The sequence below is a fragment of the Mediterraneibacter hominis genome (genome assembly GCF_014287475.1).
In the GTDB taxonomy this organism is placed as follows: Bacteria; Bacillota; Clostridia; order Lachnospirales; family Lachnospiraceae; genus Mediterraneibacter; species Mediterraneibacter hominis.
Genome location: NZ_JACOPF010000001.1, coordinates 1,798,081 through 1,820,966 on the forward strand (window position 1 = coordinate 1,798,081; position 22,886 = coordinate 1,820,966).

General features: G+C 42.7%; 21 protein-coding genes and 1 pseudogene. 4 read left to right on the forward strand and 18 right to left on the reverse strand.

The window, feature by feature from the left end; genetic code table 11:
* Positions 1-225: 225 nt before the first annotated feature.
* Positions 226-1,209 (reverse strand): LacI family DNA-binding transcriptional regulator, encoded by a 984-nt coding sequence (locus H8S37_RS08770; RefSeq protein WP_186875597.1) that lies wholly within the window; start codon positions 1,207-1,209, stop codon positions 226-228.
* Positions 1,210-1,361: 152 nt separating this feature from the next.
* The gene (locus H8S37_RS08775; protein WP_186875598.1) at positions 1,362-1,559 is read right to left on the reverse strand and encodes a hypothetical protein; all 198 of its coding nucleotides are present in this window, start codon (positions 1,557-1,559) and stop codon (positions 1,362-1,364) included.
* A gap of 807 nt (positions 1,560-2,366) precedes the next feature.
* Here H8S37_RS08775 and H8S37_RS08780 point away from each other — a divergent pair.
* Both H8S37_RS08780 and H8S37_RS08785 read left to right on the forward strand, forming a co-directional pair.
* Complete coding sequence (locus H8S37_RS08780; RefSeq protein WP_186875599.1) at positions 2,367-2,807, forward strand: MarR family winged helix-turn-helix transcriptional regulator; 441 nt, start codon at positions 2,367-2,369, stop codon at positions 2,805-2,807.
* Between the two features lies 1 nt (position 2,808).
* On the forward strand, positions 2,809-4,224 hold the full coding sequence (locus H8S37_RS08785; RefSeq protein ID WP_243207095.1) for a DHA2 family efflux MFS transporter permease subunit: 1,416 nt from the start codon (positions 2,809-2,811) through the stop codon (positions 4,222-4,224).
* Here H8S37_RS08785 and H8S37_RS08790 read toward each other — a convergent pair.
* Together H8S37_RS08790 and H8S37_RS08795 are read right to left on the reverse strand one after the other, a co-directional pair.
* Positions 4,221-5,159: a DUF1848 domain-containing protein gene (locus H8S37_RS08790; protein WP_186875600.1), complete on the reverse strand. Its 939-nt coding sequence runs from the start codon at positions 5,157-5,159 to the stop codon at positions 4,221-4,223. The genes H8S37_RS08785 and H8S37_RS08790 overlap by 4 nt on opposite strands.
* Positions 5,156-6,010: a LysR family transcriptional regulator gene (locus H8S37_RS08795; protein ID WP_186875601.1), complete on the reverse strand. Its 855-nt coding sequence runs from the start codon at positions 6,008-6,010 to the stop codon at positions 5,156-5,158. Before H8S37_RS08795 ends, H8S37_RS08790 begins: the two co-directional genes overlap by 4 nt.
* 153 nt (positions 6,011-6,163) lie before the next feature.
* Between H8S37_RS08795 and H8S37_RS08800 the strand changes: the two genes are divergently transcribed.
* The gene (locus tag H8S37_RS08800) at positions 6,164-7,015 is read left to right on the forward strand and encodes an aldo/keto reductase (protein ID WP_186875602.1); all 852 of its coding nucleotides are present in this window, start codon (positions 6,164-6,166) and stop codon (positions 7,013-7,015) included.
* 92 nt (positions 7,016-7,107) lie between these two features.
* On the opposite strand, the gene H8S37_RS08805 is transcribed toward H8S37_RS08800, so the two are convergent.
* The 11 genes and pseudogenes from H8S37_RS08805 to H8S37_RS08855 all read right to left on the reverse strand — a co-directional run bounded on the left by H8S37_RS08805 (position 7,108) and on the right by H8S37_RS08855 (position 18,389).
* Positions 7,108-8,271: an iron-containing alcohol dehydrogenase gene (locus H8S37_RS08805; protein WP_186875603.1), complete on the reverse strand. Its 1,164-nt coding sequence runs from the start codon at positions 8,269-8,271 to the stop codon at positions 7,108-7,110.
* 189 nt (positions 8,272-8,460) lie between these two features.
* Positions 8,461-8,970, reverse strand: a complete 510-nt coding sequence (locus tag H8S37_RS08810) for a helix-turn-helix domain-containing protein (RefSeq protein ID WP_186875604.1) — start codon at positions 8,968-8,970, stop codon at positions 8,461-8,463.
* A 263-nt stretch (positions 8,971-9,233) separates the two neighbouring features.
* A pseudogene (locus H8S37_RS17270) lies at positions 9,234-9,815 on the reverse strand (Fic family protein); the annotation flags it as partial.
* 81 nt (positions 9,816-9,896) lie between these two features.
* Positions 9,897-11,834, reverse strand: coding sequence for a lysine--tRNA ligase (gene lysS, locus H8S37_RS08820; protein WP_186875807.1), 1,938 nt, complete (start codon positions 11,832-11,834; stop codon positions 9,897-9,899).
* Positions 11,835-11,901: 67 nt separating this feature from the next.
* Entirely contained in the window at positions 11,902-12,387 is a 486-nt protein-coding gene (gene greA, locus H8S37_RS08825) for a transcription elongation factor GreA (protein ID WP_186875605.1), read from the reverse strand.
* 135 nt (positions 12,388-12,522) lie between these two features.
* Complete coding sequence (gene dusB, locus H8S37_RS08830; RefSeq protein WP_186875606.1) at positions 12,523-13,482, reverse strand: tRNA dihydrouridine synthase DusB; 960 nt, start codon at positions 13,480-13,482, stop codon at positions 12,523-12,525.
* Positions 13,483-13,495: 13 nt separating this feature from the next.
* On the reverse strand, positions 13,496-14,266 hold the full coding sequence (locus tag H8S37_RS08835) for a type III pantothenate kinase (protein WP_186875607.1): 771 nt from the start codon (positions 14,264-14,266) through the stop codon (positions 13,496-13,498).
* Positions 14,250-14,603 (reverse strand): DUF6145 family protein, encoded by a 354-nt coding sequence (locus H8S37_RS08840; RefSeq protein WP_186875808.1) that lies wholly within the window; start codon positions 14,601-14,603, stop codon positions 14,250-14,252. Before H8S37_RS08840 ends, H8S37_RS08835 begins: the two co-directional genes overlap by 17 nt.
* A 35-nt stretch (positions 14,604-14,638) precedes the next feature.
* A complete protein-coding gene (locus tag H8S37_RS08845) occupies positions 14,639-15,619 on the reverse strand; it encodes a biotin--[acetyl-CoA-carboxylase] ligase (RefSeq protein WP_186875608.1) in 981 nt (326 codons plus the stop codon).
* Between the two features lie 35 nt (positions 15,620-15,654).
* Positions 15,655-17,739, reverse strand: a complete 2,085-nt coding sequence (gene argF, locus H8S37_RS17635; RefSeq protein ID WP_186875609.1) for an ornithine carbamoyltransferase — start codon at positions 17,737-17,739, stop codon at positions 15,655-15,657.
* A gap of 59 nt (positions 17,740-17,798) precedes the next feature.
* On the reverse strand, positions 17,799-18,389 hold the full coding sequence (locus H8S37_RS08855) for a TetR/AcrR family transcriptional regulator (protein WP_186875610.1): 591 nt from the start codon (positions 18,387-18,389) through the stop codon (positions 17,799-17,801).
* A 188-nt stretch (positions 18,390-18,577) separates the two neighbouring features.
* Here H8S37_RS08855 and H8S37_RS08860 point away from each other — a divergent pair, with 188 nt between their 5' ends.
* Positions 18,578-20,575, forward strand: coding sequence for an oxidoreductase (locus tag H8S37_RS08860; RefSeq protein WP_186875611.1), 1,998 nt, complete (start codon positions 18,578-18,580; stop codon positions 20,573-20,575).
* Between the two features lie 122 nt (positions 20,576-20,697).
* Here the strand turns inward: H8S37_RS08860 and H8S37_RS08865 are convergent, their stop codons facing one another.
* The 3 genes from H8S37_RS08865 to H8S37_RS08875 form a co-directional block, all read right to left on the reverse strand.
* The gene (locus H8S37_RS08865; RefSeq protein ID WP_186875612.1) at positions 20,698-21,369 is read right to left on the reverse strand and encodes an HAD family hydrolase; all 672 of its coding nucleotides are present in this window, start codon (positions 21,367-21,369) and stop codon (positions 20,698-20,700) included.
* Positions 21,363-22,160 (reverse strand): TrmH family RNA methyltransferase, encoded by a 798-nt coding sequence (locus H8S37_RS08870; RefSeq protein WP_186875809.1) that lies wholly within the window; start codon positions 22,158-22,160, stop codon positions 21,363-21,365. Before H8S37_RS08870 ends, H8S37_RS08865 begins: the two co-directional genes overlap by 7 nt.
* Before the next feature lie 75 nt (positions 22,161-22,235).
* Positions 22,236-22,886 carry a potassium channel family protein gene (locus H8S37_RS08875; RefSeq protein ID WP_186875613.1) on the reverse strand — a complete coding sequence of 217 codons (651 nt, stop codon included), beginning with the start codon at positions 22,884-22,886 and terminating at the stop codon, positions 22,236-22,238.

Genomic DNA, 22,886 nt, shown 5'->3' on the forward strand with positions numbered 1-22,886 from the left:
TGACATGGAACCCGTTCCATATACTTTAAAAAAATAAAAGCATTCTCTTTTTCTAATATATGGAACGGGTTCCATATATTAGAAAAGAAATTAGAGAGTTTTCTCTCTTGATAATTTAATTATATCCTCTTTATACCATATGTCAATGCTAATTTTCCATTTCGGATTCACATTGTATAATATGTCAGATTTGTTCCAGTTTTTTTGTGCAATTCGCCATGTATCTTATATAAGAGTCGTTTTCCCTTTTCTTATTTCTACATCTAACATAATCTGCTTATTTACATAAGATGTTCCACTGATCAGATCACATATCAAATTCACGGATTCTTTTGCCAATTTTTCTATCGGCTGAACCACTGCTGTCATTTTCGGCTCTACCATTTCTGTAATATACGTTCCGTCATAGGCTACAAATTTAACTTCTTGAGGCACCTTCCTATTTCTTCGAATCGTCTCGTTCATACATTCGATCGCAAGTCTGTCCACTGCAAACACCCCGTCAAATTCTATATCTTTTGAAAAAACATCCTGCACTACTTCCACATAGTATTCGGAATCAAACCGATTCCTTTCCAACTCATAGGAATGTATCCGGATATGGTTCTTCTGCGCTATACGTTCAAATTCAAAATGTCTCTCATGATAAGGAGATTCCACTTCTGTCGCGCCTTTAAAATGTAAAATCTTCGTACACCCGTTTTTTATCAAGATCTGCGCTGCCAGACGTCCGCCATTTCTATGGTCCGCTGTTACCACGGGAATATGCTCCCCCAAATATCGGTCTAACGCTACGATAGGTTTTTGTATCTTCTTATATTCTTCCACATCTAAAGAATGAACACCCGTAATAACCCCATCTACAATATGCCTGTTAAGCATATCTAAATATTCCATTTCGGCATTGACTTCTTTTACGGTATTGCACAACATCATTTTAAAACCGGCATGATACAGTTCACTTTCCACATAGTCCACAAACTCTGCAAAAAATGGATTCAGAACATTCGGCACTAAAACCGCGATAATCCCTGTCTTTTTATGATAAAGATTTCTTGCAAGTTCATTCGGAGTATAGTTCAATTCCTTCATAACCCGTTCAATCTTGTTTCTGGTTTCAGCAGATACATAGCCGCTCCCATTTAATAATCTGGATACTGTTCCTACTCCCACATGGGCTCTTTTTGCCACATCTTTAATGCTCGCCACATATATCCTCTCCTTTTTATGGCATATTTTTACATTATAGTATTTTAAAATGAAAGTCAAACACTATTTTAAAAGCTCAATTCTACTCAGACTCTGCCGGAACAGAACATACGTTTTATATTGATAACAGCGCCAAGACGCTTTTATACCGCCTAGGCATGATAGCGGAAGCACAGCCAGAGCTCATCCTCTCCTCTTTTGCTTTTAACTCTGACAAAGCCGGAAGAGATATCCTTTCCCCCCTGATAGATACCGCTGACCGCGGTGTCTCTGTGCGCATCATCGTAGACGGCATCATCGAATTCCTCAATCTTCGCGGCGATACGTAGTTTCAGGCTACAGTATCTCATCCGAACATTGAAATCTGTGTGTATAACCCTGTCAATTTTTTAAGCTCTGATAATTTCAGGCGCACCTGCATGACAAATATCTGACCATAGATAAAACGATGTATCTCCTCGACGGAAGAAATACCACGGATCTTTTTCTTGGCAACTATTCTTCCTCACAGAATATCGACCGTAAGCTTTTTGTCTACGAGACAAAAGATACTCCGGATTCCTCCCTCTATAAGCTTCTGGATTATTTCAATCAGGTCTGAGAACTAAAAGACAGTAAAGACTGCTCTTATTGCTCTCCTTTTTCATTTTATCTTATCTCTGTTAAAAATTTTCCATTAACAGATGCTTTGATTATATCGCATCCCCTCCCCCCCCCCCCCCGAAAAAATCAATACTAAATACAGATACAGACAGCTATTTTATGACAATAATCAAAGGATATTCCAAAAAACTGAATTGGAGTATCACTTTTCCATTTTGGGTTATTAGATGAATCAACTGCCACTTGTAACCTCCCCTTTTCAGAGTGCCTGCGGTAAAGTAATTGACAAGCTATCTACTACACCATTTTTTCATTTTAAGACGGTATTTGACATCCATACACAAAATCTCAAATATCGCAGATTCCTTGAAAATAAGCCGTTACGCCACTCTATAAAACAAAGCGGAAACCATTCACAGTAAACAAGAGGTTCGTGCTATTTTTTAACTATATTATATTATCCTATACACTATTCAAAATTTTTTATTTGACATCAGGAGGTACCTCTTGTATTATTTTAGAGGTACCTCTTAAAAAAGAAAGGAAGCACAATCATGCGTTATCCCAATGATCACGAGTTGACTGAACTTTTTTACCAGGTTGTCCGGCAGTTGGAAAACCTGGCAAAATCCAGCCATAAAAATCTGAACTTTTTTTCCGGACAGTATAAGTGTCTCTTTCTCCTGGATGAGGCAGGCACAATCTCACAAAGAAGGCTTTCCCATATTCTTGAGATCCGTTCCACCTCCTTGAGTGAAATACTGTCAAAGCTGGAGAAAAAAGGATACATTACAAGAGCGCTTTCAGAAACGGACAAAAGAACTTACATGATCTCTGTCACACCAGACGGGAAAAAAGAGGCGCAACGTGTGAGAAGTATACGATTAAAAGAGCATCATGAACTGACAGACCCACTGTCTGATAATGATAAACTTGCTCTTTATGAAATTCTGGGAAAAATAAAAGAATATTATACAAAACAGGAGGAGATATAAATTGTACGATACAGCTAAAATAACAGACCGGAGAAGAACATTTATATTTATGAACATATTGGTTTCCACCATTGCATCCTCTATGCTTTCCACAGCAATGACGACAGCTCTGCCTCCTATCGCTGCGGATCTGTCTATCAGTGTCACGACAGGGCAGTGGCTGACAAGCGGATATTCTCTGGCAATGGGGATCATTATGCCCCTCACTGCCTTTCTGATCCGGAGGCTCCCCACAAAAAAATTATATCTGGGCGGAATTTCTATTTTTATCGCAGGTCTGATAGTCAGCCTTTTTTCAAACACATTCTCTGTTATGATGACGGGAAGGATATTGCAGGCATGTGGAAACGGAATCTTAATGTCTATCGCCCAGGTCGTCATCCTTTCCATCTACCCTGTAGAACGAAAAGGCACTGTCATGGGCTGGTATGGACTGGCATGCGGTACTGCACCTGTCATTGCCCCTACACTGGCAGGCATTCTTGTAGATATTATCAACTGGAGGGCAATCTTTGGGCTGGCGCTTGCAGTTATGCTCCTCTCCCTTATAATTGCATGGTTTGTATTTGATGATGTTCTGGAAACGTATAAAAAGAAATTTGATACGCTTTCTTTTATCTTAAGTGTATTTGCTTTCGGAGGGGTCACTCTCGGTATTGGAAATATCGGCACTTACGGGCTTACCGCCCCTCTTGTTTTCCTTCCTCTGACAACCGGCATCATTACCTCTGTTATTTTTACATACAGGCAGCTCCATATAGAAGAACCATTTCTCGAACTCGGTATATTAAAAAGCAGAGAGTACGCTTTAAGCGTCATCGGAAGCATGCTGCTGTATTTTATTATGATGGGCTCTTCTGTCATCATGCCCTTATATGTACAGTCCATAATGGGATATTCCGCCACAGTTTCCGGACTTGTCACCTTGCCTGGTTCCCTCGCGATGGCGATCGTCAGCCCACTCGCCGGGAAAATCTTCGACAAGATGGGAATGAAAAAGCTCTTTATATGCGGCGCAGCTTTTCTTATCATCAGTAATATGGGAATGTATTTCATTACAATGCATACTTCTGTCATAATCGCCGCATCTTATAATGTCATCCGCTGTATTGCAATCGGCTGTCTTATGATGCCGCTTATAACATGGGGGACCTCCTATGTCAGAAATACACAGGTGGCAGATGCGACTGCCCTTTTAACTTCCCTGCGCACCATTGCCGGTGCGGTAGGCTCTGCCGTTTTCGTCGGCATTATGACAGTAATCGCTGACAATTCCGTCTCTCAATATGGGAACAGTGCCGGTATACATGGGTTAAATATCACCTTCCTGTGTATGTCCGCAGGCGCGGCCCTCCTCTTAGGAATTGCCGTCTTTCTCGTAAAAGCCGGCTCTGGTGCCCAAAAAAGTTTTTCTTAAATAAACAAGCTTATCTGTTCTTCCTTCAAGGATTTTACTTTACGCTCTGTGATTTTGTCCTTCTCTGTGACACGGCTGCACAGAAGAGGCGACAGTGGATCATATTGCTTTACATTTACTCTGACTGTTCCCAGGCTGGAATTTGCATAACAATATTTACAGCCGTTTAAACAGGTATCATAGGCGCCTATATCAATACTCTCCATACACCCACATACCTCTCTTTGCCCCTTGTCCTTCTGCGCCTTTATTTTGTATCCTGTCAGCCTCTCAATCAGTGTTTTGTCAATACAGCAGTTCGGGTAGATACGACATGGTTCCAGATTGATTTTTTCTGCACAGGAATATAAGCAGATACTGTTTTCCTCTGCGATCTGTCTAAACGCATCTGCAAGGGCGATTGCTTCTGCGTAACTGGGGTTCCTTCTCCCTATATCTTCCATATTTTTTTTGATTTTGGGATACATATCCAGAAAGCTGATCACGCATTTTTCTGTATAACCTTTCAGCGCCTCTGCTATTTGTCTAAATGCTTTTAAGTGGTATTCTTCTGTATACCGTTCTGTAAAAAGAATCGGGTCATATCTCCATATCACCCTTTCTCTGCCTATTTTTTCCACCAGCTTTTGAAATACAGGTATGATTTGTTCTCTCTTATGTGCGGTATCTGCCTCTATATCTGTTCCATAGCCTGTCAGTGTAAATTGAAAATAATACGTATATCCTGCTAATTCATCCATCCGCTTCATCATATTTTCCGGGTTCTTCGTCCAGAACACAATACAGTCTACTATCTCCGGTGAAATATCGATTTTACTGATCTGATGCGGATTGAACGGATTACGTACATAGACGTACTGTTCCTTTATCCGTTGAAAGAACCAGTCGGAAAAATATTTTGGTATATCTGTCCTTCTGCTCACACTTAATATCATTGCCTATCCTTCTTTCTAAGCTGTTCCTCGATTGTATGATACTCTTTTTTCTGTTTCTTATAAATCATATGATACGTCACATTGGCTTCCTTATCCATAACCGGAATCCGTTTTCTTTCTTCTAAAATATCATACATATTTTCTGCCAGATTTGTTGTAAAACAAGGAAGAGAAGACTCCCTGGCAAGCTCTTCAAACGCAAACTCGTCCGTCTGTACAAGAAACCTGGAAGCAGGCATTTTTTCACGGCACAATTCATTCCAAAAACCAATTTCCGACCTGAGCAGACAATTAAATCCATTGAGTGCGGACAAGGTAAGCTTTTGTTTCTTTGCAAGCTCATGTTCTTTGGGGACACAGACAAAAAGCTCTTCCCGGATGATCGGTCTGCATGCCACCGTATTTTCATTTATCGGAAAAGGAAGTATTCCGATTTCGCATTTTCCTGCCGTAACATCTTCTATCACTGACGGTATTTCCACCAGCCTGGAAGAAATCGTCTGTTCCGGGAAATTTTCAGAGAGCAGCGGAAGCAGCGTCCAAAGCGGCGCAGGAGCGCAGGACTCAACTAGAATCGTGTGGAGCCTTGCATGAAACGTCTGTACCTGCCGCACCGCATTTTCTGCATCATACAGAAGCTTTCTGGCATACTCTACTGCTTTCAGCCCTGTTTCATTTAGGTAAATTCTGTTTTTCCCTCTCTCAAACAAGGGTACGCCAAACGCTTCTTCTATCTGTTTCATAGTCCGGGTGAGCGTAGGCTGAGAAATGTGCAGCTCTTCCGCTGTCTTTGAGAGTGTCCCTAAATCAGCAAAAGCAGTCAGCTGCTCTAGCTCCGAAAGATTTAACATTTTACTTTCTCCTCTTTACTATTCATATAATGAAATCTATATTCCACTATTTTTATTGTACTTTTACTTTATTTATCTGTAAACTATGAACTATAAGAACTATCACGTAAAAATAACGATTCAAAATGTAAATACCAAAAGGAGGTACTATTTATGGAATATGTTACATTACATAACGGAGTAAAAATGCCAAAGTTAGGATACGGAGTCTACCAGACGCCGCCGGCAGATACGCAGCGCTGTGTTCTCGAAGCGCTGCAAATAGGATACCGCAGTATTGATACCGCCCAGGCATACAATAATGAAGAAGGAGTAGGCAGCGCTATAACCAAGAGCGGTATTCCCCGTGAAGAACTTTTTATCACCACTAAAATCTGGATCAGCAACGCGGGATATGAAAAGGCAAAGGCTTCTATTGAGGAATCTTTGAAGAAACTGGAAACAGACTATATAGACCTGCTTTTGATCCACCAGCCCTTCGGCGATTATTATGGGAGCTACCGCGCGATGGAAGAGGCATATAAAGCCGGAAAAGTCCGGGCTCTGGGCGTTTCTAACTTTTATCCGGATCGTTATCTGGATCTCTTTCATTTCTCTACAATCAAGCCGGCAGTCAACCAGGTAGAGACACATATATTCCAGCAGCAGAAGAACGCTATCCTCTACATGCAGAAAAACGGCACACAGATCATGTCCTGGGGACCGTTCGCGGAGGGAAAAAACGCATATTTCCAGAATCCTGTATTACAGAAGATCGGTAAAGCACATGGAAAATCCGCCGCACAGACCGCACTTCGCTTTCTGCTTCAAAAGGATGTTGTCGTTATCCCAAAATCTGTGCACAGGAACCGCATGGAAGAAAACTTCCAGGTCTTTGACTTTACACTTACAGAAGAAGAAATGGCGGAAATATCCGCTTTAGATACGGGGAAAAGCCTGTTTTTCTCCCATTATGATCCGGACACAGTCGAATGGTTTTTAAGTCTTGTTCCAGGCGAACGTTAATTTCAAAATATTTATCGTATAGCGGCCAAATTTCCTATACGATAAAGCAGCCGATCCAAAAATCCTTCGGATCGGCTGTATCTATATACACTTTATAGAGAATCCCTCAAAATAGCGGTAATGTCTTTTTCTGTCAAAGGTGCATATGCATTTTCCAAGCCCTCATTCACTGCAATGTGATGTGCCATCTCTTCGATTCTGCTCTCGTCAATACCTACTTCCTTTAAATGCATGGGAAGCCCTATGGACTCAAAAAATTTATACGTTTCCTCAATAGCCTTATTTGCTATCTCATATTTGTCAAGGTTTTCGTCGATTCCAAATACATTGACTCCATACTTTACAAAACGCCCTACTGTTTTATCATTCAGGATATGCTTCATCCACCTCGGTGTAAGAATTGCAAGTCCTTCTCCATGCGTAATATCATAGTAAGCGCTAAGTGCGTGCTCCATACCATGGCAGGGCCAGCCAGAAGCACTGTTTCCCAACGCAAGAATACCGTTGCAGCCGTATGTACAACAGAGCATCAATTCTGCCCTTGCCCTGTAATCTTCCGGATTCTCCAGGGCAATTTTAGTATTCGTCATCAGACTTTTTAGCTCTGCCTCACAGAAGCCGTCATTCAACAATGTCGTATCCTCCGTGAAATACTGCTCCATAACATGATTCATCGCGTCCGCACAGCCTGCTGCCGTCTGCTTTCTCAATACCGAAAATGTATACGTCGGATCAAGAATAGAGCATACCGGAAATAAATGTGGATCGACATAACCGATTTTATCATTTGTCTCTGTTCTGGAAATTACCCCTCCACAGTCGTATTCACTTCCGGTAGCCGCCAGCGTCAGGATGTCTACAATGGGCAGAGCGTCCTTCGCGGATACCTTATAGGAAATCAAATCCCACGGATCGCCGTCATATTTCGCCCCTGCCGCAATCGCTTTGGAACAGTCGAGTACACTGCCGCCGCCCACCGCAAGAATAGCATCTACTGCATGCTGCTTACAGATACGTACACCATCCAGTACACTCGGATCATACTTCGGATTTGGCTGGATATCAGAAAGCTCATAGATTTCAAATTCTGCAAGCAGCTCTTTTACCTTGTCATACAATCCTAACTTTTTTATACTTCCCGATCCATATGTCAAAAGAATCCTTTTTCCAAGTGGTTTCATCACCTCTGGCAGATTGGAAATCACTCCTTTTCCAAAGATCAGTCTGGTCGGTGTCTGATAATCAAAATTCTGCATATTCATTTCCCTCCTATATGATTCTTTGCCTTACGTTACTAAGTTATCATAAATCCTGGAGTATACTCTAAGTCAATACCTATAAAATAAAAAATCTCTGAAAACCATTTCTCTTTCCTCATACTATTCGAATAGAACAATACTACATACCTGTTTTAAGTGTACTTTTGTGGTATGCAAGAATTATCTTTATACCTTCTTCCTTGTCAAGAAAATCCCAATAATTGCACCGATAAAGATAACCGGCGCCACCCTGACAAACAGCCATTCCAATGAATGAAAAGCCACTCCCAAGACAGCAATTTCCGGGTCACTGTAATCCCAACCCAAATATGGACTGTTTATTACTGTTAGAACTGTAAAAATTGCTATTATAGCCATACACAAGGAGATAAGCAGCCAATGAAGGAGCTTTCTTCTCATAATTTTCCTTTGTGCCAGTTGTAAGTTTATTACCTCTAGTTTTTCGGAAATCGCTTTTAAATTATTCGCCTCTGTATCTGCAACAGTTTCTCCAAGCAACGTGCTTACAGGTGTTTCAAGCGCTTCCGATATGGAAACCAACATATCAGAGTCGGGAACTGACAAGCCTTGCTCCCATTTAGAGATAGTTTGCCGTACCACATTCAGCTTAACAGCAAGTTGCTGCTGTGAAAGTCCTTTTGATTTTCTGATTGCTTTAATATTTTCATTTAACATTCGGATAGTCTCCTTCCAATAGATTATCTCCATTGTAGACAGAACTGCCCGTTGATGCAAGCAATGTATTTTAACATTGAGTAAAATACTCATTTTTTTGTATTTCTCATTATTCTAAAAATAAGAGGTGTCGCAATTTGCTAACACCTCAGTATTTCTCAATATTTTCATTGCAAGTTTCCGCCCATAAAGGCTTTTTGGTTCACTCTACTTATCCAGCTAATCAGCACTCTCTTTACATTTCCAAGAAGTTTTCCTTTAAATTACTTTTTGAATTTATATTTTCCTTTTCCGTGACCGGATACCGGTTCAATAATGTCTGCCTGCACCAGATTGGAAAGAAGTTTGGAAGCACCAGAACCTTTCAGCTCAAGAAGTTCCATAACTGCACTTCTTCCAAAAACTTCATCAAAACCAAACTTCTCAAAAAGTCTATGGATATGGACTGTCGTTTTTGCTGAGAAATCGCTATCTTTTTCGGAAAGTACACTTTCAATATCCACTTTTTTGTCTTGAATGTCCACTTTTTCATTCTCAATATCCACTTTTATATTTCCAATGTCCACTTTTTCTTCATTCAAAAGTTCACTTATGTGAAGATTTCGATTGTGAAGTTCATTTTTCTCATTCAAAAGCAGGTTTCTAAGAAACGCTTCCAGATATTCTGTCGTTTCGTGAATACCTTTTTGCAGGTTCGTGTAGTTTGCACGAACAAGTGCATTTCTGAAATACCATGCATTTTCTGCAAAAATATCATTTGTTGCAGAAAAGCCAAGTGTCCTCAAATATTTGATGAAGAACACTGCCGTCGTTCTCGTATTACCTTCGCCAAAGATATGGATTTGCGTTTCCGTCCATTCAGAAAATGAGCAATCCCAATTGGGATTGCCCACTTGTCCTGCAAAATGATACATCCTTACATCACTTTAATAGAGTTTCGCACCTGCCGGAATCCTGTCGTCCACCATCAGCAGATTCAATCCCTCTTTGCCGTCTTCCTCGTGTACTGCTGAAATCAGCATACCCTCGGAATCAATTCCCATCATCTTCCGCGGCGGCAGGTTTACGATAGCGATACAAGTCTTTCCAACCAGTTCTTCCGGCTCGTAATACTCGTGAATCCCGCTTAAAATCGTGCGTTTGCGGTCTGTTCCGTCGTTCAGCGTAAACTTCAAAAGCTTCTTTGACTTCGGAACCGCCTCGCAATCTTCTATCTTCACAGCACGGAAATCTGACTTGCTAAAAGTATCAAAATCCACCATTTCTTCAAACAGCGGCTCAACTTTCACATTGGAAAAATCAATTTTTTCCGCCGTCTTTTCTTCTACAACAACTTTTTCACCCTGTGCTTCGTTGTTCGCTGCATTCTTCGCAGCGCCCTGTGACTTCATTGTCGGGAATAAAAGCACATCTCTTATTGCCGCAGAATCTGTCATCAGCATACACATTCTGTCAATTCCGAATCCGATTCCCCCGGTAGGCGGCATACCGATTTCCAGTGCATTTAAGAAGTCTTCATCTGTTGTATTTGCTTCTTCGTCTCCCTGCGCCAGCAGTTCTTCCTGCGCCTTAAAGCGCGCTCTCTGATCGATCGGATCGTTTAACTCAGAATAAGCGTTTGCCATCTCCCACCCATTCATAAAGAATTCAAAACGTTCCACATACTCTGGATTCTCTGGTTTCTTCTTTGTAAGCGGTGAAATTTCAATCGGATGATCCATTACAAATGTCGGCTGAATCAAATGCTCCTCTGCAAATTCTTCAAAGAATAGTGAAAGTATATCTCCCTTTTTATGGCGTTCTTCAAATTCAACATGATGTTCCTGTGCAAGTGCTCTTGCCTGGTCTAACGTCTCTACCTCGTTCCAGTCCACACCCGCGTATTTTTTTACTGCGTCTACCATTGTAATTCTCTCAAACGGTTTTCCTAAATCCATCTCTACACCGTTGTAGACAATCGTAGTTGTTCCGAGTACCTCCTGTGCCACATGACGGTACAGATTTTCTGTCAAATCCATCATACCGTTATAATCTGTATATGCCTGGTACAGCTCCATCAAAGTAAATTCTGGATTATGTCTGGTATCCAGTCCCTCATTCCGGAACACTCTGCCGATCTCATAGACTCTTTCCAAGCCGCCGACGATCAAGCGTTTTAAATACAGCTCCAGGGAAATACGCAGTTTAAAGTCTTCATCCAGCGCATTAAAGTGAGTCTCAAAGGGCCTTGCCGCTGCTCCTCCCGCATTGCTGACCAGCATAGGTGTTTCTACTTCCATAAATCCTTCTTTGTCCAGATAACGGCGGATAGCGCTTAGAATCTTGGAGCGCTTGATAAATGTATCCTTCACATCTGGATTCATGATCAGATCCACATATCTCTGACGATAACGGACATCCGTGTTCGTCAGCCCGTGGAACTTCTCTGGCAATATCTGAAGACTTTTGGAGAGCAGTGTAACAGAGGACGCGTGAATCGATATTTCTCCTGTTTTTGTCTTAAATACTTCACCTACAATACCAATCACATCGCCTACATCCATTTTTTTGAACTCTTTGTAATTCTCTTCTCCCACACTGTCTCTTGCAACATAGGACTGGATGTTTCCCTTTAAATCCTGGAGATTACAGAAAGATGCTTTTCCCATCACACGTTTGGACATCATGCGTCCGGCGATGGAAACCTGTTTTCCTTCCAGCTCGTCGTACTTATCTTTAATCTCCTGGCTGTGGATTGTCTGCTCATATTTTGTGATAGCAAATGGATCTTTTCCGTTTGTCTGAAGTTCCGCTAACTTCTCACGGCGCACCTTTCTTAACTGGTTCAAATCTGGTTCCTGTACATTATTCTGCTGTTTGGACACTGCTTTTCTCCTTTCTTTATATGCCAATTCAGCCCCCTGTAAAAGGAGGCTGGATTCGAAAAATTCTTTACATGGAACGGCTGATATCCAGCACTTTATACTGAATAATTCCTGCCTGTGTCTCTACGTCCACTGTCTCTCCGACCCTCTTGCCTAACAGCGCCTGTCCAACCGGAGATTCATTGGAAATCTTCCCTTCCAGGCTGTTTGCTTCCGTAGAACCGACAATTTTAAATTCCATCTCTTCATCATACGTAATATCGAATACTTTTACCTTGCACCCTACATTAATCTTGTCAAAGTCAACTTCATCTTCAACGACGACCTCTGCGTTTTTCAGAATACCTTCCAGTTCTTCAATCCTCGCCTCGATGTCTCTTTGTTCATCCTTCGCAGCATCATATTCCGCATTCTCAGACAAGTCTCCCTGCTCTCTCGCCTCTTTGATTTTCTGTGCAACTTCTTTTCGTTTGACTACTTTCAGAGTCTCAAGCTCATCCTCCAGAGCTTTCAGTCCCGCATAAGTAAGCAGCCTTTTCTTTGCCTCTGCCATTGTTACCTTTGCTCCCTTTCTTTCCAGTATTTTTGTTATATGTTATAATAAAATTTTCTCTCCTGCGCTTACTTGTCAGAAGAGGCTGTCATTCTTTTCAATTATATTTCACAATTTCAATATTATAACCAATCCCTATAATGATGTCAAGAGATTTACCAACTCTTCATAGGACTCTACTTTATTAATCTTCTCACGCAGCCTGGCTGCACCGTGAAGTCCCCTCGTATACCATGCCACATGCTTTCTCATCTCCCGGATTCCGGTATAATCTCCTTTGTACTTAATTTGAAGCGCCGCATGTCTTAGCATTGTTTCTTTTACTTCGTTTACATTCGGACGCGACGGAATCTCTCCCGTTTTTTCATAGGCGGTTAATTCTGAAAAAATCCAGGGATTTCCCTGTGCGCCTCTGGCAACCATCACTGCGTCACAGCCGGTAGCCTGCTGCATACTGACCGCTTTCTCGGCTGATGTGACGTCTCCATTTCCAATTACGGGAATACGCACTGCTTCCTTCACCTTCCGTATGATTTCCCAATCAGCCTTTCCACTGTAATACTGCTCTCTTGTCCTTCCGTGAACCGCCACTGCTGAAGCGCCGGCTTCTTCTATAATCCTGGCAATCTCGACTGCATTGACATGTGCCTCGTCAAATCCTTTTCTTATCTTAACTGTAACTGGTTTTTCAATCGCTTTCACTGTCGCGCTGACAAGCTCGTACACCCGTTTCGGCTCTTTCATCAAGGCAGAGCCTTCTCCATTTTTCACTACCTTTGGTACCGGACAACCCATATTGATATCCAGAATGGAAAAAGGGCGTTCTTCAATCCGCTTTGCCATCTCGCTGACAATCTTTGGTTCGGAGCCGAATAACTGTAGAGAAACTGGAGTCTCATTCGGGTGAATGGTCAGAAGGCTTTCTGTATTCTTGTTATTATATAATATTCCTTTTGCACTGATCATCTCCATACACAAAAGACCCGCGCCCTTTTCTTTGCAGAGCAAGCGAAATGGCAGGTCTGTCACGCCTGCCATCGGTCCCAGTATATAACAGTTGTCAAGCTTTACATTTCCGATTGTGAACTGTTTCATCTCTATTATCCCATTATTTCTTATTTTTATTATAAATCAGTCTCAGCCCATTGAGCGTCAACTGCGGAACATAGGCATCAATACTGTCTGTCGATTCGGCGATAATCTTTCCCAGCCCTCCAGTAGCAATCACCATAAGCGACTCATACGGCGCTTCTTCCTTTATCCTCTGTATAATGTACTCCGTCTGTCCGATTGCCCCGTATACAAGCCCCGCCTGCATACTGCTAATGGTCTCTTTCGCCAGTATCGATTTCGGCTTTTTGATTTCCACTGCCGGAAGCATCGCGGTGACGCCCCACAAGGAACGTCCCGCCGTCTCAATCCCCGGCGCCGTAATACCTGCCTCAAATGTTCCCTCCGGTCCGATCAAGTCATATGTCGTTGCTGTGCCAAAGTCCACTACTATGACTGCGCCCTTGGCAATCTCATATCCTGCCACCGCGTCCACGATCCGGTCTGGACCGATTTCCTTCGGGTTCTCCGTTACGATACGGATCCCCGTCTTAATACCAGCCGATACAACAAGTGGCTTTACTTCCAGATATTTAATGATTCCGTTTGTCAGAGAATGCATAATATCCGGCACTACAGATGCGATTATTACCGCGTGGATGTCCTTTGGCGATATATTCCTGTGTTCCAGTATCCCACAGATTGTAAATCCATATTCATCTGATGTCCGCGCCTGTTTCGTCGTCATGCGAAACGTCCCGATCAGAACCTCACCCGCAAATACGCCCATTGTAATATTGGTATTCCCTACGTCAATCGTCAGCAGCATTTTCTTCCTCCTTGAACTCTTCACCTAGATAAAAAATCTTAAAAAACAGTTCTAATGATTCGAACAGCTCTACTTTCGTCTGCTGCAGCTCTTTTATTTTCAGCACACTGCCAATCTCATCAAATGTAAAGTCGTTCTCCTCATGGTCTACTTTCAATTCCAGATTCCCATCCTCATCAAACACGAGCAGAAGAATTCCTCCCACGTCCTCTGTGTACAGCACACACATAATTTGAAGCTCCTGCTTGATTTCCTCCGGCAGAGCGTCAAACTCTGGATTCAAATAAAATTTCTGTTCATAAGCGCTCGCTGCGCACAATACAATTTCTTCCTCCATCTGTTTTCCTTCCCGCATGCCTTCTCTTTTTTTCCTTATACATACCCATAGACTCCTCTGACAGACACCTCTCCGGCATATATGACCTCCTGCGTGCCATCTTGTCTGCGCACCAGAAGCTCTCCTGACGGATTGATGCCCAGTGCATACGCCTTGTATGTTTCCTTTACTCCCAGAATCCGTACTTCCCGGTTCCGGTTTACAAGCAGCCTGTTGTATTCTTCCTGGAGCAAAGATAAGTCCTTCGTCTCCATAAATTTTGCATAATATATCTCATAAAAGCGCATAATTTCTGCAATCACAAGTGCCCGCTTCACCGTGTTGCCAGTTTCCAGAAAAAGGGAGGTAGCCGTATCTTTGATCTCTTCCGGGAACTGCTCAATATTGACATTGATTCCAATTCCCGTCACAACATAATTGATGTAGTCTATCTCCGTACTCATCTCTGTCAGAATACCTGCCAGCTTTTTGCCATTTACCACAATATCATTGGGCCATTTAATCTGAATCTCCAGCCCTGTGCAAGTTTTCAGCGCCTTCGCCACAGCACACGCTGCCACCAGTGTCAGCATAGGCGCCTTTACCGGAGAAATATCTGGCTTTAAAAGCAAGGACATATAAATGCTTCTACCTGGTGAAGATGCCCATGTTCTGCCGCGCCTGCCCTTCCCAGCGCTCTGCATATCTGCCACAGCCAGCGTCCCATGTGGTGCTCCTTCTTCTCCCAAAAGTTTTGCCCGTATATTCGTAGAATCTGTCTCTGCATAATAAACAATATTCTGTCCTGCCCATTCTGTGTGAACCAGACTTTTCAGTTCTTCTTCTGTCATCACATCTGGACTGTCAATGATCCGGTATCCACGGTTTCTGACCGCTTCCACTTGGTACCCTTCTTCTTTTAACTGTCCAATCACCTTCCACACTGCGGTTCTGGAAACTCCAAATTTCTCGCAGAGCTGCTGTCCTGACACATAGCCGTCATTCTCCCGCAGCATTTTTAAAATTTCCGCTTTCACAAGTTCTCACCCTGGCTTTGCAATCTTCTTATTTCTTACAATGTAGCCATCATCACTGCCTTGATGGTGTGCATACGATTTTCCGCTTCATCAAACACTTTTGATTTTTCCGACTCAAATACCTCGTCCGTCACTTCCATATCTTGAATACCGAAGCGTTCTCCCATTTCTTTTCCGATTTTTGTCTTTAAGTCGTGGAAGGCAGGCAGGCAGTGCAGGAAAATCGCTTCCTCCTTTGCATTTTCCATAACTTCCATCGTGACTTTGTACGGCGCCAGTTCACGAATACGTTCCTCCCACACTTCATCCGGCTCTCCCATGGACACCCAGACATCCGTATAGATCACATCCGCATCCCTTGTCCCGGCTTGCACATCCTCTGTCAATGTAATGGTAGCTCCACTTTCCTTTGCATATCCTCTGCACAGGTTTACCAGCTCCTCATTCGGGAAATATTTTTTTGTCGTACATGCCACAAAGTGCATCCCCATCTTCGCACAGGCGATCATAAGAGAATTACCCATATTAAATCTGGCATCTCCCATATAAACCAGCTTTATTCCTTTTAATGTTCCGAAATTCTCACGGATTGTAAGAAGATCTGCCAGCATTTGTGTAGGATGGTACTCATTCGTCAGTCCGTTCCACACCGGAACTCCTGCATATTTTGCCAATTCCTCCACAATCTCCTGACCGAATCCGCGGTATTCAATCCCGTCGTACATCCGTCCGAGCACACGCGCCGTATCTTCGATACTCTCTTTTTTCCCAATCTGAGAACCTGACGGATCCAGGTAGGTTGTCCCCATTCCCATATCATGCGCCGCCACTTCAAAAGCACAGCGAGTTCTCGTACTAGTCTTTTCAAAAATCAGCGCGATATTCTTTCCTTTATAGTGATCGACTGGAATTCCGTTTTTCTTTTTCTCTTTTACATCAGCCGCCAGATCCAACAGATACGTGATTTCCTCCTGTGTAAAGTCCTTCAGTGTCAAAAAATTTCTTCCTTTTAAATTCATCTTTTTGTCCTCTCCTACATCTATAAATACATGTGTAAAACGCGGCAGATTCACTTTATCCGCCAGCGCTTCATATCTCTCTTTTACAATCCCGCCCAGCGTATCTACCGTATAAATCTGATACTTTGGCACACGCAGCAGCTTCGCGCTCGCCTCCAGCATAGCCAAGTACAGCTCTTTGTCTGTAAATCCAATCGGCAGCTTCAACACAAATGCCATTTCCGCCTTTTCTCTGTCTGAAATGCTGCTCATTTTTTCATTATACCATATTTCTTCATGGTTCTGTTCCAGATAATATATAAATCCTTCCAGACCATACAACATCCTTTTGGCATCATAATATCCTATCTTTAAATTCTGCCGACTCCTTTTCCCATCAAATTCTATAATGCTTCCTAAGCGTACCCTCGGCCCGATCTCATAGACCTCGCTGTCCTTTGGCATTTTCACCCTGGGCACTCTTCCCGGCCCGTAGATCCGGATTTCAATAATATCCGTATATCCTCTTTTTACAAGAGAATGAAGCGGCACATTGTTGACGACTCCGCCGTCGATATACCGCTTGCCATGCAGCTTTTCGTTCTTGAAGCCAAGCAGATAGGCGCTTGCCAACAAGAAATCCTCCAGCATGCCTTCCGGAATATCTTCTATGCTCAAATCCAGCTCTTTCATATCTGTAAGAGAGAAGGTCAGCAAGCAGAACTCTTTTCCAGAGTGTCGTATCTTCTCCTCATCCACCATCTCGTGAATCAGACGGCGAAGCGGGGTGATGTCCACACCGCCTTCTGAAAGTGTACTCCATACCTCTGAGATGACATCCCCGATCTTCCGCTTTCCAGCGAAGAGTTCCTCCATCCATCTGTCATCCACATCCATTACTTTCGAGAAGGTCATCTCACTCCATATTTTTTCTGCATTTTCTATATCATCCATACAGATAAGCGCACCGTTTAACGCCCCTACAGAAGTGCCTGCCACCGCATTGATTTTCACTCCGGCTTCTTTCAACGCCTTCCATGCTCCGATCTGATAGGCCCCGCGTGCTCCCCCGCCGTCTAAAACAATCCCGTACTCCTTTGTCAAATCCAATAATGGCTCCATAACCTCACCTCTGTTGGTAGTATACTATATATCTGTATAAAAATACAATCAAAACACCTCTATTTCTTCTTCCTTCCATACTGCCGGCAGATGAGAAATTCCAGATAATCCACTGTCTTTTCCGCTGTCTCCTTTAACCAGATTCTCCCATTTTCCTTTGGATTGATACTATAATTATAAATGGCGCCCCTGCAAAACTCTAATATTTCCCATGTGAGCTTTGCACAATCACAACTTGAATCCATAGCCTGAATCTGCTTTTTTAAGAGTTGGAACACCTCCCGTTCCTCACTGAAAAAATAATCGTCAAAATAAGAAAGATGGCACATATATATGTGTCTGGTAAACGAGATGTTATCAAAATCAACCATATCATACAAATGATAAACAATATCATATATATTTTTCCTTGCATCTTCTGACAATTTCAGATTATGAAACACCTGATCAGCCGACCGATATATATTTAAAACACATTCTTCTTTACATGAAAAGTATAAATAAAACGTCCCTATGGAAATATCAGCATCTTTACATATTTCCCTGATCGTTATTTTATCGAGAGATTTTTTCTGTACAAGCTTCTCGATGGAAACTAAAATCTGCTCTTTTGTAGATTGTGCTTTAAGCATGTGCAAAGGGTTTGGCATTTTATATGATCCCTCTTTCTTTTTAAAGTATTTTTAATATACATGAATCCGTGTGAAAAGTCAAAAATCGCTTGAAGGAACGCTTCTTTTATGTTATTATGAACGTGTTCAGTGAACGCGTTCACACCAAACCTAAAACATATCATATACCCTGATCAAGTATATGGTTTATTAAGGAGAAAGTAAGTATGAATGAAGCATTAAAGCCTTTATTTAATCCAATGCTAATTGGAAAGCTCCAGATAAAAAACAAATTCTTTATGGCTCCTATGGGAACATTAGCAGAAAATGATGAACAGGGCTGTTACACAGACCGAGGCGTAGAATATTTTGTCCGCAGAGCCAAAGGCGGGGTGGGGTTGATCATTACCGGCGCAAACTGGGTTGAAAATGATGTTGAACCACATGCAAAATGCCTGTTTCCCTGTCCTACAACAATGCCGGACAAATACACCAAAAAAGCAAAAGAAATGACAGATAAATGTCATGCCTTTGGAGCTAAAATATTTCTTCAACTCACAGCAGGTACAGGACGTTCTACTCTTCCGGGAAATGCAGAAGATTATGTTGCTCCCAGCCAGATCAGCAATCGTTGGGATCCAAGGATCATCTGCCGGGAACTTAAAACAGAAGAGGTGGAGCATATCGTAAAATGTTTTGGAGATGCTACGGCTGTCGCAAAACAATCCGGATTTGACGGTATTGAAGTTCACGCTGTACACGAAGGATATTTACTGGATTGTTTTACAATGAGCATCTTTAACCAAAGAAATGATAAATACGGCGGCTCTTTAGAAAATCGTCTCCGTTTTGCAATAGAGATTGTTCAGGAAATTAAAAAACGCTGCGGTGAAGATTATCCCGTTATTTTGCGTTTTTCCATCAAGAGTTATATTAAAGAGCTGCGTCAAGGCGGGCTCCCTGGTGAAGAATTTACTGAAAAAGGGCGCGACGTCGAAGAGGCGCTGACAGTTGCACAAATGCTCCAAGAAGCAGGTTATGATGCCTTTGACGCAGATGCCGGAAGCTATGATTCCTGGTATTGGGCGCATCCGCCTATGTATTTCAATAAGGGCATGTACCTGCCTTTGGCGAAAAGGCTGAAAGAAGTTGCAAAAGTTCCTGTCATAGTAGCAGGACGGATGGACGATCCAATCATGGCTGCAAAGGCTTTACAGGAAGGCATCATTGACGGTGTCGGTCTCGGAAGACCTTTGTTGACTGATCCAGAATATATCAATAAACTAAGAGAAGGACATGAAGAAAGGATCCGTCCTTGCCTTGGATGTCACGACGGCTGTTTCGGTCGTCTTTTGGAGCATGGTATGGGAAGCTGCGCGGTGAATCCCGAATGTGGACGTGAAACAATCGAAGGAATTTCCAAAGCTGCTGAATCCAAAAGGGTTGTCGTTATCGGAGGCGGACCGGCCGGAATGGAAGCAGCCAGAGTCAGCGCCCTGCGCGGTCATAAGGTCACTCTATTTGAGAAAAAAGACCGAATCGGCGGCGCTCTGATTATTGGGGGTATTCCAAGTTTCAAAAAAGATGACTTAAATCTCGTAGCTTGGTATGAGCAGGAATTGAAGCGTCTCGGCGTTGAAGTCCTTACCAATACAGAGGCTGATAAGGATGCCGTCGACGCAATACAGCCTGACGTAATTTACGCAGCAGAAGGCTCTGTACCGATTATTCCAAATGTACACGGTGTTGAAAATGCTGTTTTGGCTCAGGATATTTTAACGGGAAAGGTTCCTGCAAAAGAAAACGTGATCCTTGTCGGCGGCGGGCTGGTAGGCTGTGAAACCGCACTTCATCTCGCTATGCAGGGAAAGAATGTCACTATTGTAGAAGGATTATCGGATATCTTGAAGTCTGGTCCAATGCTCCCTCCGATGAATGAATGGATGCTGCGTGATCTGTTAGCTTACAACAATGTAAAAATCATTCGGGACGCTTATTTATCTGAGGTAACGCAAGACGGTATTACAGTAACAGATAAAAACGGCGAAGTTAAAACATTATCCTGTGATCAAACGATCTTGTCGATCGGTTATCGTTCTATAAAGCCGGTATTTGATGATTGTCAGTTTGACTATGCACATATCTATCTGCTGGGAGACGCAAAACAGGTACGTAATATCCGCAATGCTATTTGGGAAGGATACGAAGTGGCACGAAATATTTAGCCTTCTACATATCACAATATCTTTTCGTGCTGCCGGCTTTCTCATTCCGCAAGCAGTACCCAATATATCTGTTATGCACAAGGGCGACCACAAAAGCATGGTTTTCCCTTGTGCTTTTTTATTTATTTGAATAATGCAGCCACCTCACACAATGACTCCGCCACAAAAAGAGCGCTGCCTTTAATCTCTTTTGAAGGAGGATTGATATCCGGTACGATAATATACGGTATACCCGCACGTTTCGCTGCCAGACCACCTGCATAAGAATCTTCCAATATCAGGCACTTCTCCGGTGCGACACCTGCTTTTTCTGCCGCTTTTAAGAAAATATCCGGCTGAGGTTTCCCAGCTCTTACTTCTTCTCCTGTGACGATATATGCAAATTCTTTTTCTATTTCTGCCGACGCAAGATATTTCTCTGCCCATACCCGCGGAGTTGACGTCGCAACTACTCGTTTTATCGCTCTTGCTCTCAATGCATCCAGCAGTTCCTTGAGGCCCTTTTTCACCGGAGCTCCATCCTGACATAGCTTTTCACGGAGACGGGCAACCACATCTTCCTTCATCTTATCTATCTCTTCATCTGCATATGCACTTTGGTTGAACTTCTGCATTTCCACTTTATTTACAGTTCCAAGTGTTTTTTTATATTCTTCCATATTGACCTGTATATTTTCTCTGGAAAATGCCTCTTCTATGCCAAGATAAAAATAGCGTTCTGTGTCAAGCATTAACCCATCCATATCAAAGATAACCAACTCCGTCTGCGACTTTAAAATATTTTTATCTAACATTTTCTTTCCTTTCTTCTCTGTCTTCCTGTCTCAAACATCAGGACTGCTGCGGCAACTGCCGCATTCAGTGACTCTGCCTTCCCTTCCATCGGAATCCGCACTTGGCAGTCCGCACAGTCCTCTACTTCCTTTCTCAATCCGTTTCCTTCATTTCCGATCAGAAACGCACAAGGCTTTGTATAGTCTTCCTCATCATAGAAACGCCTTCCATTTAAGTGGGCGGCATATACATGTATCTTCTTCTCCTTTATCTTTGCAATCTCTGCACACAAATCTTCTGCATAATAAAAAGGAATTCTACAGATGGCTCCCATCGTAGAGCGAATCACTTTTGGATTATATATATCCACACAGTCGCTGCTCAGCAAGATACCTGTCGCACCGGCAGCCTCTGCGGTTCTAAAAATCGTGCCCAGATTTCCTGGATCTTGTAGATTATCCAGTACAAGGATATGTGCCTTTTTCTGTTTCTTTTCCCCCGTAATATCTGCAAATCCATATTCCATCTGACGTACAACTGCCAGTATGCCCTGTGGTGTTTTTGTGTCAGAGACATAGGCAAACACCGCATCTGAAAGAATCTCTGCTTTCTTTCCCAATCCGTCTGTCTCTTTTTTATGTTTTTTCCACCAGCTCTCCGACACATACAGGCTTTTTATACGTTCTGCTGACATTTCACGCACAATCCGAAGCCCTTCCGCGATAAAAACACCTTCTTTGTTCCGTATCCTGCTCTTTTTCTGAAGCTGTACCAGATCTTTTACTCTTTGATTTCCTGTACTTGTGATTATCACTGTCCTTTTTGTCTCCTTGTTCATTTACAGTTGTCTGCATTTGATCCATCGCTCTTTTTTGTTATTTTAACATCATTCTGTATGGAATTTTTCCAATACAGAATTTGCTCCTATTACGATCAAGATGCCATCTACAGGGAGAGGCTCCTGTGGATCGAACATCACATTCACCTTCTCATCTTGAATAATTCCAACTACATTAATTCCATATTTTTCTCTGATCTTCAATTCAGAAAGGCTTCTTCCTGCCCATTTTGCCGGGATCACTGTTTCTGCCATACTGTATTCTGAGGAAAGCTCGATCCAATCAGAAAACGTACCGGATACAAGATTTTTCGCCACCCGGCTTCCCATCTCCCGCTCCGGATAGACGACAGAATCCGCACCGACCTTCTCCAGAATCGTCCCTTGCAGCCTGTCCTTCGCTTTTGCCAAAACATATGGGATACCCATCTCCTTGCTGAGCATCGTTGCCATGATACTTGCCTCCAAGCTCTCTGATACAGCAACCACTGCCCCATCCAGATTTCGGCCTCCCAGCGCCTGCATTGCCTCCGGATCCGACACGTCTGCCTTCATAGCATAGGACACCTGATCGGAAATTTCCTGTATTTTCTCATAAGACTTATCCACCACCAAAACATCACACCCGAGGCTTTCCAGCGTCAAGGCAACACTCCAGCCAAAGCTGCCCAGCCCAAACACTGCAAATTGCTTCTTCAT

Bases quoted from the DNA above. Each gene is read 5' to 3' on its own strand.
- H8S37_RS08865 (WP_186875612.1), bottom strand. From the start codon at position 21,369: ATGTTAGATAAAAATATTTTAAAGTCGCAGACGGAGTTGGTTATCTTT.
- H8S37_RS08790 (WP_186875600.1), bottom strand. From the start codon at position 5,159: ATGATATTAAGTGTGAGCAGAAGGACAGATATACCAAAATATTTTTCC.
- H8S37_RS08840 (WP_186875808.1), bottom strand. From the start codon at position 14,603: ATGGAGGAAGAAATTGTATTGTGCGCAGCGAGCGCTTATGAACAGAAA.
- H8S37_RS08810 (WP_186875604.1), bottom strand. From the start codon at position 8,970: ATGTTAAATGAAAATATTAAAGCAATCAGAAAATCAAAAGGACTTTCA.
- H8S37_RS08860 (WP_186875611.1), top strand. From the start codon at position 18,578: ATGAATGAAGCATTAAAGCCTTTATTTAATCCAATGCTAATTGGAAAG.
- H8S37_RS08855 (WP_186875610.1), bottom strand. From the start codon at position 18,389: ATGCCAAACCCTTTGCACATGCTTAAAGCACAATCTACAAAAGAGCAG.
- H8S37_RS08875 (WP_186875613.1), bottom strand. From the start codon at position 22,886: ATGAAGAAGCAATTTGCAGTGTTTGGGCTGGGCAGCTTTGGCTGGAGT.
- H8S37_RS08800 (WP_186875602.1), top strand. From the start codon at position 6,164: ATGGAATATGTTACATTACATAACGGAGTAAAAATGCCAAAGTTAGGA.
- H8S37_RS08805 (WP_186875603.1), bottom strand. From the start codon at position 8,271: ATGCAGAATTTTGATTATCAGACACCGACCAGACTGATCTTTGGAAAA.
- H8S37_RS08835 (WP_186875607.1), bottom strand. From the start codon at position 14,266: ATGCTGCTGACGATTGACGTAGGGAATACCAATATTACAATGGGCGTA.
- H8S37_RS08795 (WP_186875601.1), bottom strand. From the start codon at position 6,010: ATGTTAAATCTTTCGGAGCTAGAGCAGCTGACTGCTTTTGCTGATTTA.
- H8S37_RS08780 (WP_186875599.1), top strand. From the start codon at position 2,367: ATGCGTTATCCCAATGATCACGAGTTGACTGAACTTTTTTACCAGGTT.
- dusB (WP_186875606.1), bottom strand. From the start codon at position 13,482: ATGAAACAGTTCACAATCGGAAATGTAAAGCTTGACAACTGTTATATA.
- H8S37_RS08775 (WP_186875598.1), bottom strand. From the start codon at position 1,559: ATGAGATACTGTAGCCTGAAACTACGTATCGCCGCGAAGATTGAGGAA.
- argF (WP_186875609.1), bottom strand. From the start codon at position 17,739: ATGGAGCCATTATTGGATTTGACAAAGGAGTACGGGATTGTTTTAGAC.
- greA (WP_186875605.1), bottom strand. From the start codon at position 12,387: ATGGCAGAGGCAAAGAAAAGGCTGCTTACTTATGCGGGACTGAAAGCT.